This is a genomic window from Pseudomonas fluorescens, assembly GCF_902497785.1.
Classification (GTDB): domain Bacteria; phylum Pseudomonadota; class Gammaproteobacteria; order Pseudomonadales; family Pseudomonadaceae; genus Aquipseudomonas; species Aquipseudomonas fluorescens_BO.
The window spans coordinates 257,272-272,123 of sequence record NZ_CABVHK010000003.1 but is presented as its reverse complement, the minus strand read 5'-3'; the positions used below and the strand labels follow the sequence as shown (position 1 = coordinate 272,123).

Annotated in this window: 16 protein-coding genes; 15 read left to right on the top strand and 1 reads right to left on the bottom strand. The window is 58.3% G+C overall.

Features of this window, described 5'->3' with window-relative positions; genetic code table 11:
- The first annotated feature begins 19 nt into the window (after positions 1–19).
- From moaC to cyoE, 12 genes are all read left to right on the top strand, one after another.
- Entirely contained in the window at positions 20–493 is a 474-nt protein-coding gene (gene moaC, locus F8N62_RS06265) for a cyclic pyranopterin monophosphate synthase MoaC (protein ID WP_150710127.1), read from the top strand.
- Positions 490–732: a MoaD/ThiS family protein gene (locus F8N62_RS06260; RefSeq protein ID WP_150710126.1), complete on the top strand. Its 243-nt coding sequence runs from the start codon at positions 490–492 to the stop codon at positions 730–732. Before moaC ends, F8N62_RS06260 begins: the two co-directional genes overlap by 4 nt.
- A 3-nt stretch (positions 733–735) precedes the next feature.
- Positions 736–1,188 carry a molybdopterin synthase catalytic subunit MoaE gene (gene moaE, locus F8N62_RS06255; RefSeq protein ID WP_150710125.1) on the top strand — a complete coding sequence of 151 codons (453 nt, stop codon included), beginning with the start codon at positions 736–738 and terminating at the stop codon, positions 1,186–1,188.
- Positions 1,189–1,297: 109 nt separating this feature from the next.
- Positions 1,298–1,600, top strand: coding sequence for a transposase (locus tag F8N62_RS31740; protein ID WP_224791342.1), 303 nt, complete (start codon positions 1,298–1,300; stop codon positions 1,598–1,600).
- Positions 1,597–2,433, top strand: coding sequence for an IS3 family transposase (locus tag F8N62_RS06250; protein WP_224791344.1), 837 nt, complete (start codon positions 1,597–1,599; stop codon positions 2,431–2,433). Before F8N62_RS31740 ends, F8N62_RS06250 begins: the two co-directional genes overlap by 4 nt.
- Positions 2,434–2,741: 308 nt before the next feature.
- Positions 2,742–3,518 (top strand): ABC transporter substrate-binding protein, encoded by a 777-nt coding sequence (locus F8N62_RS06245; protein ID WP_150710124.1) that lies wholly within the window; start codon positions 2,742–2,744, stop codon positions 3,516–3,518.
- A 281-nt stretch (positions 3,519–3,799) separates the two neighbouring features.
- Entirely contained in the window at positions 3,800–4,309 is a 510-nt protein-coding gene (locus F8N62_RS06240) for a disulfide bond formation protein B (RefSeq protein WP_150710123.1), read from the top strand.
- A gap of 827 nt (positions 4,310–5,136) precedes the next feature.
- Complete coding sequence (gene cyoA / locus F8N62_RS06230; RefSeq protein ID WP_150710122.1) at positions 5,137–6,081, top strand: ubiquinol oxidase subunit II; 945 nt, start codon at positions 5,137–5,139, stop codon at positions 6,079–6,081.
- A gap of 3 nt (positions 6,082–6,084) precedes the next feature.
- Positions 6,085–8,115, top strand: a complete 2,031-nt coding sequence (cyoB, locus tag F8N62_RS06225; RefSeq protein ID WP_150710121.1) for a cytochrome o ubiquinol oxidase subunit I — start codon at positions 6,085–6,087, stop codon at positions 8,113–8,115.
- A gap of 3 nt (positions 8,116–8,118) precedes the next feature.
- Positions 8,119–8,745 (top strand): cytochrome o ubiquinol oxidase subunit III, encoded by a 627-nt coding sequence (locus F8N62_RS06220; RefSeq protein WP_150710120.1) that lies wholly within the window; start codon positions 8,119–8,121, stop codon positions 8,743–8,745.
- Positions 8,746–9,081, top strand: coding sequence for a cytochrome o ubiquinol oxidase subunit IV (gene cyoD, locus F8N62_RS06215; protein WP_150710119.1), 336 nt, complete (start codon positions 8,746–8,748; stop codon positions 9,079–9,081).
- An 11-nt stretch (positions 9,082–9,092) separates the two neighbouring features.
- Complete coding sequence (cyoE, locus tag F8N62_RS06210) at positions 9,093–9,980, top strand: heme o synthase (RefSeq protein ID WP_150710118.1); 888 nt, start codon at positions 9,093–9,095, stop codon at positions 9,978–9,980.
- A 267-nt stretch (positions 9,981–10,247) separates the two neighbouring features.
- Here the strand turns inward: cyoE and F8N62_RS06205 are convergent, their stop codons facing one another.
- Positions 10,248–11,657, bottom strand: coding sequence for a PLP-dependent aminotransferase family protein (locus tag F8N62_RS06205; protein ID WP_150710117.1), 1,410 nt, complete (start codon positions 11,655–11,657; stop codon positions 10,248–10,250).
- A 148-nt stretch (positions 11,658–11,805) separates the two neighbouring features.
- Between F8N62_RS06205 and F8N62_RS06200 the strand changes: the two genes are divergently transcribed.
- From F8N62_RS06200 to F8N62_RS06190, 3 genes are read left to right on the top strand one after another with little or no spacing between them, the layout of a single operon-like run.
- On the top strand, positions 11,806–12,906 hold the full coding sequence (locus tag F8N62_RS06200) for an MFS transporter (RefSeq protein ID WP_150710116.1): 1,101 nt from the start codon (positions 11,806–11,808) through the stop codon (positions 12,904–12,906).
- 42 nt (positions 12,907–12,948) lie between these two features.
- Positions 12,949–14,229 carry a biotin carboxylase gene (locus F8N62_RS06195; RefSeq protein WP_150710115.1) on the top strand — a complete coding sequence of 427 codons (1,281 nt, stop codon included), beginning with the start codon at positions 12,949–12,951 and terminating at the stop codon, positions 14,227–14,229.
- Between the two features lie 49 nt (positions 14,230–14,278).
- Positions 14,279–14,776, top strand: coding sequence for a RidA family protein (locus tag F8N62_RS06190; protein WP_191632350.1), 498 nt, complete (start codon positions 14,279–14,281; stop codon positions 14,774–14,776).
- The last annotated feature ends 76 nt before the right edge of the window (positions 14,777–14,852 follow it).

The following is a 14,852-nucleotide window of genomic DNA, read 5'->3' as shown; positions in this document are numbered from 1 at the left end:
CTTGATCAGGAGTAAACCTGTGCTGACTCATCTCGATTCCCAAGGCCGCGCCAATATGGTCGACGTCACTGAAAAAGACGTGACCTTCCGTGAAGCGACGGCTCAAGCGCTGGTGCGCATGCTGCCCGAAACCCTGCAGATGATCGTCAGTGGCGGCCATCCCAAAGGTGATGTGTTCGCCGTGGCGCGTATCGCCGGCATTCAGGCGGCGAAGAAAACCAGCGACCTGATTCCCTTGTGCCACCCGCTGTTGCTCACCGGCGTCAAAGTCGAACTGAGCGCCGAAGGCGATGACTCGGTCCGAATCGTCGCGCGCTGCAAGCTGTCGGGGCAGACCGGCGTCGAGATGGAAGCGCTCACCGCTGCCAGTGTCGCGGCGCTGACGATCTATGACATGTGCAAGGCTGTGGATCGCGGCATGGTCATCGAAAGCGTGCGACTGCTGGAGAAGCTCGGTGGCAAGAGCGGCCATTATCAGGCGGACCCGTCATGAACCTGACCGTGAGGTTTTTCGCTCGTTATCGAGAAGCGCTGGGCGTGGATTCGGTCAAGGTCGAGGGCGACTTCGCCACCATCGATGACGTTCGGGCACTGTTGGCTGCGCGTGACGGTGCCGAGGTGTTGAGCGAGCAGAACCTGATGTGCGCCCGCAACGAAGACCTCTGCCAACTCGACGAGCCAGTGAGCGACGGCGATGAAGTGGCGTTCTTTCCGACCGTAACCGGGGGCTGAGCCATGGCGATTCGTGTGCAGGCCTCGGCGTTCGATCCGGGCGCTGAAGTCAACGCCATGCACGCCGCCAACGTCGGCGTCGGTGCGGTGGTGAGTTTTGTCGGCTACGTGCGCGACTTCAATGACGGGCAGGATGTCGCCGGTATGTTCCTCGAACACTATCCGGGCATGACCGAAAAAGCCCTCGGCAAAATCGCCGCAGAGGCCGAACAGCGCTGGCCGCTACTTAAACTGGAAGTGCTGCATCGCATTGGCGCCCTGGAGCCGGGCGAGCCGATCGTCTTTGTCGCCGCCGCCAGCGCCCACCGCCAGGCGGCATTCGATGCCTGCGCGTTTGTGATGGATTACCTGAAAACCCGGGCGCCGTTCTGGAAGAAGGAAAATACCCCTGACGGCGCGCGCTGGGTGGAAGGGCGCGACAGTGATCATGCGGCGGCGGATCGCTGGAAGCCGTAATTCCTGTGGCGCATTCAAGTACGCCTTCGCGAGCAAGCTGAACTGGCCTAATGATTTTGGACACTTCAATCGGGCGTTATGATGGCGCCCAAATCTGAGGTGTTTGAATATGCGTAAATCTTATTCCAGTGAGTTCAAGCTCAAGGCTGCCAGCATGGTGCTGGACGAGGGCCAGTCAGTTCCCGAAGTCTGTGCCAGTCTGGATATCGGCCCTACCGCCTTGCGCCGTTGGGTCGATCAGGTTCGCAAAGAGCGCCTGGGTTCGACCCCGCAGGGCGCTAAGGCGATTACCGCGGATCAGCGAGAGATTCAGCAGCTTAAGGCGTTGCTCAGGCAGAAAGACCTGGATATTGAAATCCTAAAAAAGGCCAGTGCTCTCCTGCTTTTGGACTCCAAAGATCATTTTCGCTGATCAACGAGCTGGACGAGCAGTACGGCGTTAACAATTGCTGTCGGGCGTTTGGAGTCAACCGCAGCAGCTTTTATGCCTGGCGTCAGCGCCAAGGTAAGGTGAAGCCTGAGCGGGAGAAACTTAAAGCCGTGCTAGTCGAGCATCACAAGGAATCCAGAGCGTCGGCTGGGTGTCGCACCCTTTCCAAGGAGCTGCAAGCAAAGGGGCATCGTGTTGGGCGGCATATGGCTCGCAGCTTGATGCGCGAAGCCGGAGTCGCCAGCCATCAACGCAGGCGGCACAAGTACAAATCTTCCGGCGTAGAAGCGCTGGTGGCGCCGCATGTGCTCAAGCGCAAGTTCGATGTCACGGCGATGAATCAGGTGTGGTGTGGCGATGTGACGTACATCAGGGTCGGCAAGCGCTGGATGTATTTCGCGGCGGTTCTGGATCTGTTTGCTCGCCGGATCGTAGGCTGGTCGTTTTCAATGATTTCCGATGCCACGCTGACCTGTGAAGCGTTGCGAATGGCGGTCGAATTGCGAGGCCGGCCGAAAGAGGTGCTGTTTCATTCCGATCAAGGCTGCCAATACACCAGCCACAAATTCAGAAGTGAGATGCGCAAGCATGGACTTGTGCAAAGCATGAGTCGTAAAGGTGAGTGCTGGGACAACGCCCCGATGGAGCGTTTCTTTGGGAGCCTGAAGTCAGAGTGGGTGCCCGAAGACGGCTACCGCTCGGAGCATGAAGCCCGCGTGGATGTTCAGCGTTATGTGATGCGTTACAACAACGTCAGGCTCCACAGCTACAACGATTACCGGTCGCCGGTAGCTATGGAGAGATTGGCGGCATGAAAACCGTAACTGGTGTCCAGAATTACTTGACCAGTTCAAGCTCGCTCCCACAGGAGATCTTCGTCCTACACAGCATTTGTGTTCATGAAGATCAACTGTGGGAGCGAGCTTGCTCGCGATGGGGTCATTCGCGTCACCCAATACCTTCCTGACCCACCACCCGACCACCGGCCCGTACATCTTCATTTCCTCCAATTGACGATTAATACATAAAAGTCCAGTATGGAATTATAAGTACAAAAAAGCCTTCCCCGTTTCTGCTCTTCTTCTGTCTTGCCAAACCAACAACAACCCGCGAGAGAACGAACATGAAGAAATTTCCCCTCATCACCGGTCTGGCCCTGAGCCTGTTGGCGTGCAGCACTTTGTTTGCCGCCGAGAAAACCTTGCGCATCGGCATTGAAGCGGCGTACCCGCCCTTTGCGTCGAAGACTGACAAGGGTGAGATCGTCGGTTTCGACTACGACATCGGCAATGCCCTGTGCGCGCAGATGAAGGTCAAATGTGTCTGGGTCGAAGGTGAGTTCGACGGTCTGATTCCTTCCCTCAAAGTGAAGAAAATCGACATGGCGCTGTCGTCCATGACCATCAACGAAGACCGCAAGAAGTCGGTGGATTTTACCCACAAGTACTACTTCACCTCCTCGCGTCTGGTGATGAAAGAAGGCGCAACCGTGGATGACCAGTACGCCAGCCTCAAGGGCAAGAATGTCGGCGTGCAACGGGCGACCACCACCGACCGCTTCGCCACCGAGGTGTTCGAGCCTAAGGGCGTCAACGTCAAGCGCTACAGCAACAACGAAGAAATCTACATGGACCTGGCGGCCGGTCGCCTCGACGCGATTTTCGCCGACACCATCCCGCTGAATGACTTCCTGTCGATGCCGCGTGGCAAGGGTTACGCCTTTGTCGGGCCAGAGCTCAAGGACCCGAAATACGTGGGCGAGGGCGCCGGGATCGCGGTGCGCAAGGGCAACACCGAGCTGGTAAGCCAGTTGAACAGCGCTATCGACGGCATTCGCGCCAGTGGTGAGTACCAGAAGATTTCCGACAAGTACTTCAAGTCTGATATCTACGGCGACTGAACCAACCCCTTCGCGAGCCACCTCGACATCCATTCCAACTGTAGGAGCGAGCTTGCTCGCGAAAAACGTTCGGTCAACACGTGCATCCAGAATGCCCGCGTTATCGTTCGCGCTTTTCGCGAGCAAGCTCGCTCCTACAATGGGACTGGAGCGTTGCCAGTTAATCCCTTCTTAACCACCTTATCGTTTATTCCCCGACATCTATTCCATGCGCCCCGGCTCTCCAAGGTCCGGGCCAGCGTGTAGACTTCCGGTCAATCGATATTCAGAAGGGAAAGGTAATGAGCGAGGAAACGATGCGGTTGGGCCGAGAGCGGCGTTATCTGGTGCTGTTGGGCATCATCTGCCTGGCACTGATCGGGGGCGCGCTGTACATGCAAATCGCGCTCGGAGAAGCGCCGTGTCCGCTGTGCATCCTGCAACGCTATGCCTTGCTGCTGATCGCGATCTTTGCGTTCATCGGCGCGGCAATGCGCACCCGCCGCAGCATCACGGTGCTCGAAACCCTGGTGGTGGTCTGCGCCCTCGCGGGCGTCGGCGTCGCCGGGCATCACGTTTACACGCAGTTTTACCCGGCGGTCAGCTGTGGCATCGATGTGCTGCAACCGATTGTCGATGGCCTGCCACTGGCGAAGATCTTCCCACTGGGCTTCCAGGTCGACGGTTTCTGCTCAACGCCGTACCCGCCAATTCTTGGCCTGTCGCTTGCGCAATGGGCGTTGATCGCTTTTGTGCTGGTGGTGGTGTTGGTGCCGTTGCTGACTTTGCGTAACCGCAGGCCACTGCGCTAGGTCACACGCCGCTTCTCTGGGTAACGCATAAAAAACGCCCCGGTCCTCGTTCAGAGGACCGGGGCGTTTTGCATTTCAGAGGACAGGCGAAAAGACCTTGATGCGCGACAAGAACGGGTGCTGCACATGTGCGACATGTTGTCACAGCGCGAGTGTCGCAAGGCATTTCAAGGGTGCGGATTGGAGCGCATCGATGCAATGAAATGCGTCGTTCAAATCGGCCTCCCGACTTTTGCCCCTCAACCCCAAGCAGGCACTTTTAACAGGCCCCGGCGATTTGCCAGAGCCCTTGCTTGGTGGGGGCTGGGGCAACGCTGAGGGGGGAGGCAGAGCCGTCGATACTGTCTGAACTGCGCGTGGTAGGCCTACTATTTTTGGTGTTTTTGTTGAGAATCAATTTCGATAAGATGTCGCACTTTTACAAAAATCGTCAATGATTGTTGCTGAAACGGATAAAAATTATTTCGGGATGAGACATGGTTTATGAATCGTTACATATCTACAATCGCCCGCACTGAATTCCCGGCGCTGCTCACCTTCATCAGATGATCGGGCAGCAACAGGGCGTCGAGAGGCCAGAGGGTTTCATGCGACGCCCGGATGCCGGTGCCTTCCAACTATCCGCTCCAAATGGAATTGGGCTGTAACAAGGCCTTTGACCACGAATTCGAATAAGAACTCACCGCTGGCCCAGGATTTGTCGAACAGCGTCTGACGCGCGACGGGCAGCCCTTATTCAATCCAAGAAAAATGCCAACCCTTGGCAGGGTGAAGTGTTGGCGATCAAAACCCAACTGCATTGCGCAAGCTGCTTTAGAGGTCGTGAGATGAGTAAAAACAGGTACCCCAGACTACTAGGCTTATTGCCGCTGATCGGCACGTTGCTGCTGTCAGGCTGCAACATGACCTTGCTCAATCCAACGGGCCAGGTTGGCCTGGAGCAGCGCAACCTGATCATCACCGCAACGTTGCTGATGCTGTTGGTCGTGGTCCCGGTCATCGTCATGACCTTCCTGTTCGCCTGGAAATACCGCGCGACCAACACTGACGCCGTGTACACGCCGAAGTGGTCGCACTCCACCAAGATCGAAATCGCGGTGTGGGCTGTTCCAGTGCTGATCATCATTGCCCTGGGTTACGTCACCTACGTGTCGACCCATGCACTGGACCCTTACAAGCCGCTGGAATCCGACGTCAAGCCGATCACCATTGAAGTGGTCTCGCTGGACTGGAAGTGGGTGTTCATCTACCCGGAGCAGGGTATCGCCACGGTCAACAAGATCGTGTTCCCGACGAATACCCCGGTCAACTTCAAGGTGACGTCGGACTCGGTCATGAACTCGTTCTTCATTCCGGGCCTGGGCGGCCAGATCTACGCGATGGCCGGCATGCAGACCAAGTTGCACCTGATTGCCAACCGTGACGCTGAAATGGAAGGCATCTCTGCCAACTACAGCGGCGCAGGTTTCACCGGCATGAAATTCAAAGCGATCTCAACTTCTCAGGAGAATTTCGACGCCTGGGTAAGCGAAGTCAAAAAGGCACCTAAACAGCTGGAAAAAGCTGAATACGAAGCCCTTACCAAACCAAGCCAGAACAACCCAGTCGAGCTCTACTCCTCGGTGACGCCAAACCTGTTCCAGTTCATCGTCGACAAGTACGAAGGCATGAAACCGGGCAAGCCGATGCACCACGAGAAGAAAGAGAAAGAAGTGGCCCATATGGAAGGGATGGACATGAGTTCGCATTCAGCTGCCGGGGCAGAGGAGTAAACGATGTTTGGTAAATTAAGTTGGGAAGCGGTCCCGTTCCACGAACCGATCGTGATGATTACCATCGCCATGATCGCGCTCGGTGGTCTGGCACTGTTCGCGGGTATCACCTACTTCAAGAAGTGGACCTACCTGTGGACCGAGTGGCTGACGTCGGTCGACCACAAGAAAATCGGCGTGATGTACATCATTGTCGCCATGGTCATGCTGCTGCGCGGCTTTGCCGACGCCATCATGATGCGTACCCAGCTGGCCATGGCCACCGAGGGTTCGCCTGGCTACCTGCCGCCTGAACACTATGACCAGATCTTCACCGCCCACGGTGTGATCATGATCATCTTCATGGCGATGCCATTCTTCACCGGCCTGATGAACCTTGCAGTGCCGCTGCAGATCGGCGCGCGTGACGTGGCCTACCCGTTCCTGAACTCCCTGAGCTTCTGGCTGCTGGTGTCTGGCGTAGTCCTGATCAACCTGTCCCTGGGCGTCGGCGAATTCGCCAAGACCGGTTGGGTTGCCTATCCGCCGCTGTCGGGCCTGCAGTACAGTCCGGGCGTGGGGATGGATTACTACATCTGGGCGCTACAGCTATCCGGGCTCGGGACGACGCTGACGGGGGTCAACTTCCTGGCCACCGTGCTGAAAATGCGTACCCCTGGCATGAAGCTGATGGACATGCCGATCTTCACCTGGACCTGCACCTGGGCCAACGTCCTGATCGTGGCTTCGTTCCCGATCCTGACCGCTACCCTGGCTTTGCTGACGCTTGACCGTTACATGGATTTCCACATTTTCACCAATGAACTTGGTGGCAATCCGATGATGTACGTCAACCTGTTCTGGGCCTGGGGTCACCCCGAGGTTTACATCCTGATTCTGCCGGCGTTCGGGATCTTCTCCGAAGTCATCTCGACCTTCACCGGCAAGCGTCTGTTCGGCCACCACTCGATGATCTACGCCTCCGGCGCGATCTCGATCCTGGGCTTCATGGTCTGGCTGCACCACTTCTTCACCATGGGTTCGGGTGCCAGCGTCAACGCCTTCTTCGGTCTGGCGACGATGCTGATTTCGATCCCGACGGGGGTGAAGCTATTCAACTGGCTGTTCACCATTTACCAGGGCCGTCTGCGTTTCACCAGTCAGGTTTTGTGGACCCTGGGCTTCATGGTGACCTTCGCCATCGGCGGCATGACCGGCGTATTGCTGGCCATTCCGGGTGCTGACTTCGTGCTGCACAACAGCCTGTTCGTGATCGCTCACTTCCACAACGTGATCATCGGCGGCGCGGTATTCGGTTACATCGCAGGCTTTGCGTTCTACTTCCCTAAAGCGTTCGGCTTCAAGCTGCACGAAGGTTGGGGCAAGGCAGCGTTCTGGTTCTGGATCACCGGCTTCTTCGTCGCGTTCATGCCGCTCTATGTACTGGGCTTCATGGGCATGACCCGTCGTCTGAACGCCACCACCAACCCTGAGTGGGTGCCGTACCTGTACGTCGCCATGTTCGGTGCGGTGATGATCGCAGTCGGTATCGCCTGCCAGTTGATCCAGCTGTACGTCAGCGTGCGTGACCGCAACAAGCCAGAAAACATGTGCGAACACGGCGACCCGTGGAATGCCCATACCCTGGAATGGTCGACTTCGTCGCCACCCCCGTTCTACAACTTCGCTGTGCTGCCAAAAGCGGAAAGCATCGACCCGTTCACCGAAGCCAAGGAAAACGGCACCGCGTACCAGGCTCCGGCCAAGTACGAGCCGATCCACATGCCAAACAACACCGCGACCGGTGTGGTCATGGGTGCTCTGTTGACGGTGTTCGGTTTCGCGATGATCTGGCACATCTGGTGGTTGGCGGCCTTCGGCCTGATCGGCACCGTGGTGTACTTCGTGATCCACGCAGCACGTGATGATCAGGGCTATATGGTGCCGGTCGACGTGATCGAGCGCATCGAAGCCGAGCAGCACAAGCGTCTGGTAGCGGCCGGGAAAGTCCCAGCCAGTGCCACCCGTGTTGAAACCTCGTTGGAACAGGCTTAAACCATGTCGAACTTAGTGACCAATGCTGGACACACCCATGTCGATGGACATGGGCACGATGACCATCACCACGACTCGGGCGAGATGACCGTATTCGGTTTCTGGCTCTACCTGATGACCGACTGCATTCTGTTTGCGTCGATCTTTGCGGTGTACGCGGTACTGGTTAACAACGTAGCCGGTGGCCCGTCGGGCGCCGACATCTTCGAGCTGCCTTACGTACTGGGCGAAACCGCTCTGCTGCTGTTCAGCTCGATCACCTACGGCTTCGCCATGCTGGCGTTGTTCAAGGGCAAAAAGAACCAGGTACTGGGCTGGCTGGGCATGACCTTCCTGTTCGGCGCCGGCTTCATCGGCATGGAAATCAACGAATTCCACGTTCTGATTTCCGAGGGCTTCGGTCCTAGCCGCTCAGGCTTCCTGTCCGGGTTCTTCACCCTGGTCGGCACCCACGGTCTGCACGTGACCAGCGGTCTGATCTGGATGGCGATCATGATGTATCAGGTGCAGAAAAACGGCCTGACGGCGACCAACAAGACCCGTCTGAGCTGCCTGAGCCTGTTCTGGCACTTCCTCGACGTGGTGTGGATCTGCGTATTCACCGTTGTTTATCTGATGGGGACTATGTAAATGGCTAACGCTCATTCCCACGATGGTCATGACGCCGGCCACGGCAGCGTCAAGTCCTACGCCATCGGTTTCATCCTGTCGGTGATCCTGACCGTCATTCCTTTCGGCCTGGTGATGTACCCGTCGCTGCCCAAAGCCATGACCCTGTGGATCGTACTGGCCTTTGCCGTGATCCAGGTGCTGGTGCACCTGGTGTACTTCCTCCACCTGGACCGTTCAGCCGCCCAGCGTAACAACGTGATCGCGTTTGTCTTCGCTGCGCTGGTGATCGTCCTGCTGGTTGGCCTGTCGTTGTGGATCATGTTCAGCATCCACACCAACATGATGGCGCACTGAGGTAAATCCGGATGTCCTTGAAGCACTTTATCCAAATCACCAAACCGGGGATCATTTTCGGTAACGTGCTTTCAGTGGCAGGCGGATTTTTCCTGGCCTCGAAAGGGCATGTCGATCTGGCCATTTTCCTGGCCGCCATGATCGGCACGTCCCTGGTGGTGGCTTCCGGTTGCGTGTTCAACAACTGCATCGACCGCGACATTGACCTGAAGATGGAACGCACGAAAAACCGGGTGCTGGTGCAGGGCTTGATCTCCCTGAAACTGGCCCTGATCTTCGCGACCGTCCTCGGCGTTGCAGGCGTGGCGTTGTTGTACAAAGTGGCTAACCCGTTGGCGGCGCTGTTCGCGGTGATCGGTTTTGTCATCTACGTCGGCTTCTACAGCCTGTACCTCAAGCGCAAGTCGGTGCACGGCACGCTGGTGGGCAGTCTGTCGGGGGCGATGCCGCCGGTGATTGGCTATGTGGCTGTGACCAACAGCTTCGACATGGCCGCGCTGACGCTGCTGGTGATGTTCAGCCTGTGGCAGATGCCGCATTCCTATGCCATCGCGATCTTCCGCTTCAACGATTACCTGGCCGCATCGATTCCGGTGCTGCCGGTGAAGCGCGGGATCAAAGTGGCGAAGAAGCACATCCTGATCTACATCCTGGCCTTCCTCGTGGCGACCTTGATGTTGACCTTTAGCGGCTACGCCGGCATGAGCTACCTCGCCGTCGCTGCCGCCATGGGCATGTACTGGTTGTACATGGCCTGGACCGGCTACAAGGCAGTGGATGACACGGTCTGGGCACGCAAGTTGTTCGTGTTCTCGATCTTCACCATTACCGCGTTGAGCGTGATGATGTCCCTGGACTTCAAAGTGCCGAGCGAGTTGCTGCTGACGTACGCGCCTTAAGCGTCGGATGCTGTAAAGAAAAACCCCGCCCTTCGAGAGAAGGCGCGGGGTTTTTTATTGGGGATTTTCGGGTGGACCGTGTTGACCCTTTCGCGAGCAGGCTCGCTCCCACAATGGATCGGAGTGCCACTCATTTTTGGCGCAACGCTGACCCCCCGGTAGGAGCTGCCGAAGGCTGCGATCTTTTGATCTTCAGCAATCCCGACCTCGACAAAAATCAAGATCACAAGATCGCAGCCTGCGGCAGCTCCTACGGGATGAAGATCGTCAGCTATCCAGCAACCGAAAAAACCGTTCCCGCACCTGGCTGTTATCGCTGTGCGCCACGTTGAAACGCAGGAACTGGCTGGCATCCGCTGCTTTGCTGAGCAAGGTGCCGGGCGTCAGCACCAGGTCGATGTCCAGGCCCTTCCTCGCCAGCGTTTCGGCATGCAGCCCTTCGGGCAGTCGCGTCCAGAGAAACAACCCTTCATGGGGCAGCGAGGACAGCGAACAACCCGCCTCCAGCAGCCAGCTCGTCACCCGACTGCTCGATTCGTAAAGCCGGTCCACCGTGCGCCGGGTGTGTTTGGCGTAGCTGCCATCGCTGAGCATCGTGCAGATAATCTGCTCGGCCAGTTCCGAGGTCATGCCGCCGCAGGCCATTTTCAGGGTGGTCATGCGCGCGGCCAGTTGCGGTGAAAGCACGGCGTAGCTCACGCGGCTGTTTGCCGTCAGGGTTTTGGAAAAGCCGGACACATAACTGACATTGTCCAGGCCGCCCGCAGCGAGTCGCGGCGTGCTTCGCTGTTGCAGGTCGCAATACAAATCGTCTTCGAGGATGTGGAAGCCGTAGCGGTGACTCAACTCCAGCAAACGATACACTTGCGCCGGGGCGAATGAATGCCCGGTGGGGTTATGCAGGACGTTATTGGTCATGTACAGCACTGGACGATGAGCAATCAACAATCGCTCGAAGGCGTCCAGGTCCATCCCGTCGGTCCCCCGGTGAATGGTGATGACCTTGGCGCCATGCAGCGCCAGATTGGTGTGCATGGTGAAGTAACACGGATCATCGAGCAGCACCGTGTCGCCGGGTTTGACCAGCAGGCGCATCAGCATGTCGATGGCCTGTACGGTGTTGGCCGTGGTGATGATCTGTTCGACCGGCACTTCGATACCCAAGGCGGACAGCTTGACCCGTAACGCCTCACGCAGCGGCACGTAACCGGCGGCGACGCCGTACTCGCCCATGCGCAGGGAGGTGGCGCGCAGGGTGCCGCGCACGGCTTTTAAAAGCTCTTCAGCCGGCAGCCACGAGGAAGGCAGGAAACCGGCGCCGGGGCGCAGCGCGCCGTTGTCCAGCAGCACCGCGCGGCGGACCACACTCAGGGTGTCCTGAGGTTGCAGGTCCGGGCCGGCATCCATCTTGATCGGGGTGCTCGAACGGTGCACGTAGTGCCCCGAACCCTGGCGTGAAACCACCAGACCCTTGGCCCGCAAGCGGTCCAGCGCATCCACCACCGTCGACTTGCCGACGTTTAACAACTCGGAGAGTTCGCGAATCGGCGGCAGCCGCGAGCCGTGAGGCAAGCCGCCCTGGCTGATCGCCACCGACAACTGATCGACGATCTGCTGAACCAGCGGCACACCCGGCTGGAACTCGAAAGCGGCGATCACTGCGCGTTGAACCTGCATTTTACTGGTCTCTCCGGCAGTAAAGTTCGTTTGATTCTATACGAACTTGCTCTGATGAAAACAAGCGTCTCTCTCTACCATCGCCTTAAAGACTTTCCTGATTGTTGGCGGCTAATGCCTGAACAATCGCTGGTTCCAGAGGTGTTGCATGAGTGTTCAAACAACGGTCGCCGTCGCCAAACCGGTGATCAACATTCGCCTGTTCACGATCCGGATCATCACCGCCGTGTCGCTGTTCGCGGTACTGGGCAAGGCCAACGTCTGGCTCGACACCGCCACCAACAGCATCCTCGCCCTCGGGTATCGGGCTTTGCTTTTGTTGCTGCCGCTGACATTGCTGGTGCTTGGTCGCCGCTCCCTGAGCGTCACGCTGATGTGCGCTGCCCTCGGGCTGGTGCTGCTGGCGGTGACCAGCAACCAGGGCATGGTGATGTTCGCCGCCGCGTTGTTTGCCTACGGCATTGCGATTGCCGGTTACCTGATCAAGAGCGAAGCCGCCCAAACCAAGGAGGGCGCGGCCTACAACCGTGTCGCGATGAACATGGGCAGCCTGGTGGCGGGGCTGATCTTGCTGTCACCCTATCTGACCCCAACCCTGTTTTTCCTTGGCGCGGCCGGTTTCGTCCTGCTGTGCCTGCCCATCGCCATGGGCGCCACCTTCACCACGCAACCGGTGGTCGCAAGTCCGGTCACTCAGGATGGCAGCGGCTGGCGCAACAAACTGCCGTGGGTGATCGCCGGCCTCATTATGGGCATCAAGTTGTTCGGCGTGTTTTCGATCCTGCCCCAGGCCATCCTGCTCAAGACCGGTGAACTGCCGGCCTGGTACGGCTTGATGCTGATCCTCAACAGCGCCGTGGTGGTGTTCGCCCAAGTGCCGGTTATGAAGCTGATCGAGCGCACCGGGCGCTTCAAAGTGCTCGCGGTGATCGGGATCATTGTCGGCGGCTTTGCGGTGCTCTCGTCGCCGGCGGCGTTCCGCGTCGAAACCCTCGTCGGCGCGCTGATCTGGGTGGCGTTGCTGTCGATTGCCGAGTGCGCGTTCAGCTACCTCGACTACTTCTCCGTCAAGCAAAACAACATGTTCGTCAAGGAAGTGTCCCTCGGCGTCGGCGCCGGTCTGACCGTGCTGATCATGCGGGTCGTGCCTGCGCCCTACAACGCCCTGTTGCTGGCCGCCATCGGCGCAGGCGGAATCCTGGCCTGGTACTGGCTCAACCGTAAATCCAATGCGTCATTGCACGACTGAATCACAGCGTCTGCTTTTGTTTCCTCACAGGTCGGGTGCTTTATGAAAACGACGTCATGCGTAGTAGTGGTCGGGTACAACGGCAATCGTGTCAACGATATCCAGAAGCTGCGCGACCTCTGCAAGACCCTCTACAACGCCCGGCTCATCCTGGTGGTCGAGCGGATTCAAGCCGATGACGATCAGGTCGCCGATCACGTGTGCAGCGCCTCGCTGGCGCCGGAGGACGTGGCGAGCTCCCTCGAACTGGTGGCGGGTTGCCTGAGTGCCGATTGCTGGAAACTGATCGGGGTGCTGCCGTTTTCCGACCGTGGCGTACTGCTCGGTGCAGCGCTGGCCCTGCATTTTGGCCTGCCCGGCATTACGCCCGACGAGGCCCGCGCGGGGCTGGATAAACAGATTTTTCGCACACTTGAAGCGGCTTCCAGCACATCGCCCGAAAATTACCGCCCGGTGTTTTCCACTCGCATCGAAAGCCTTGCCGAGTTGCGCCAGCGAGTGGTCGAACTGGGCGGCAAAGCCTTCATCAAACCCGCGTGCGAAGGCGCGAGCCGGGGTTGCCGGGTGATCCAGCATCCGTGCGAATGCGACGAGGCATGGCAGGCGCTCAAGCCGTATCGCGAAGGCGGCATCGTCCTTGAAGAATTGATTCAGAACGCCCGGGAATACAGCTGGGATTACGTCGCCGGCAGCACCTGGGTCACCGAGAAAACCACCACCGAGGGCGCCTATCGCGCGGAAATCCAGCAGGTGGTGCCGGCTCCCCTGAGCGTTGACGTGCAGGCGCGACTGGCGGCTGCCGGTCGACACATGTCCGGGTTGGTCTCGCTGGATAACGGCGCGTATCACAACGAAGTATTCCTGCGCAGCGACGGCTTGACCTCCGCAGTGGAAACCAACATGCGCCCCGGTGGTATGCACATCTGGGACCTGGCCCGTCTGGCGTTCGTCGATTTCAATCCGTGGGAACGCTGGGTCAGGTGGGCGGTGGAAGGCACAACAAGTCATCACGATCCCGTCGCGCGGGGCTATTGCGGCATACGCCTGTTGCGTGCGCCCGCCGGTGGCCTGTTACGCAGCTTGCCGGACATCGAGTCCCTTGCCCGGGAGCTGAACATAGCACTGGTGGAAGCGGTGTATGCCAAGCGCCTCAGTGATTCGGTCACGGCATTGGTGCAGGACAACACGTCGTTCATTGGCCACATCGTGTTGTTCGACGAGGACTACCAACAACTCGGTAACAACCTGCTGCGTCTGGCAGAAGAGATCGAATCACGCGTCGAGGTCACCTGCGTAGCACCACCGGCGAGAGCCGTGGGTTGAGTTGTCAGGGGCTGCGCGTGAGCATTTTTGATTGATGAGGAATGGGTAAATGATTGAGCAAAAATCGTCCTGTGATGAACGCTTCATCGTCCTGGCGAAAGAGCTGGGCTATGACATCTACGGCGATCAGACCGTGGGCGGGCATTACGCGCCGCTGGTGCGGCATCACGATGAAATCTACGTCAGTGGGCTGGTGCCGCGCATGAGCGGAAAAATGCAGTACCCGGGCAGGGTGGGACTGGAGCTCAGCCTGACGGATGCCCAAGCGGCCGCCAGTATCAGCGCCATGCGCGGGCTGGCGTTGATCGTTGATGCCATCGGCTCGCTGGACAAAATAAAGTCGCTGATCCGGGTCACGGTTTACGTGAAGTGCACGGCGGACTTTGTGGACCTCAGTGAAGTCGCCAACGGCGCATCGGATGTCTTCAGCCATGTTCTCGGGGAGGCGGGCAAACATACTCGAACCACGGTAGGCGTCTATCAGTTGCCAAAGAACGCCGCTGTGGAAGTTGACATGATAGTGGCGCTACGGCCTTCAGTGTTGTGAGTGTTAGTGGCTCGGCTTTACAGTGGCAAGTTGTTCGCCTAGTGTCGTGTTACTTAAGTCACTAATACGTGAGCGC

Coding starts and splice junctions, on each gene's coding strand:
- F8N62_RS06260 (WP_150710126.1), top strand. CDS start 490: ATGAACCTGACCGTGAGGTTTTTCGCTCGTTATCGAGAAGCGCTGGGC.
- moaE (WP_150710125.1), top strand. CDS start 736: ATGGCGATTCGTGTGCAGGCCTCGGCGTTCGATCCGGGCGCTGAAGTC.
- F8N62_RS31740 (WP_224791342.1), top strand. CDS start 1,298: ATGCGTAAATCTTATTCCAGTGAGTTCAAGCTCAAGGCTGCCAGCATG.
- F8N62_RS06245 (WP_150710124.1), top strand. CDS start 2,742: ATGAAGAAATTTCCCCTCATCACCGGTCTGGCCCTGAGCCTGTTGGCG.
- F8N62_RS06240 (WP_150710123.1), top strand. CDS start 3,800: ATGAGCGAGGAAACGATGCGGTTGGGCCGAGAGCGGCGTTATCTGGTG.
- cyoA (WP_150710122.1), top strand. CDS start 5,137: ATGAGTAAAAACAGGTACCCCAGACTACTAGGCTTATTGCCGCTGATC.
- cyoB (WP_150710121.1), top strand. CDS start 6,085: ATGTTTGGTAAATTAAGTTGGGAAGCGGTCCCGTTCCACGAACCGATC.
- F8N62_RS06220 (WP_150710120.1), top strand. CDS start 8,119: ATGTCGAACTTAGTGACCAATGCTGGACACACCCATGTCGATGGACAT.
- cyoD (WP_150710119.1), top strand. CDS start 8,746: ATGGCTAACGCTCATTCCCACGATGGTCATGACGCCGGCCACGGCAGC.
- cyoE (WP_150710118.1), top strand. CDS start 9,093: ATGTCCTTGAAGCACTTTATCCAAATCACCAAACCGGGGATCATTTTC.
- F8N62_RS06205 (WP_150710117.1), bottom strand. CDS start 11,657: ATGCAGGTTCAACGCGCAGTGATCGCCGCTTTCGAGTTCCAGCCGGGT.
- F8N62_RS06200 (WP_150710116.1), top strand. CDS start 11,806: ATGAGTGTTCAAACAACGGTCGCCGTCGCCAAACCGGTGATCAACATT.
- F8N62_RS06195 (WP_150710115.1), top strand. CDS start 12,949: ATGAAAACGACGTCATGCGTAGTAGTGGTCGGGTACAACGGCAATCGT.
- F8N62_RS06190 (WP_191632350.1), top strand. CDS start 14,279: ATGATTGAGCAAAAATCGTCCTGTGATGAACGCTTCATCGTCCTGGCG.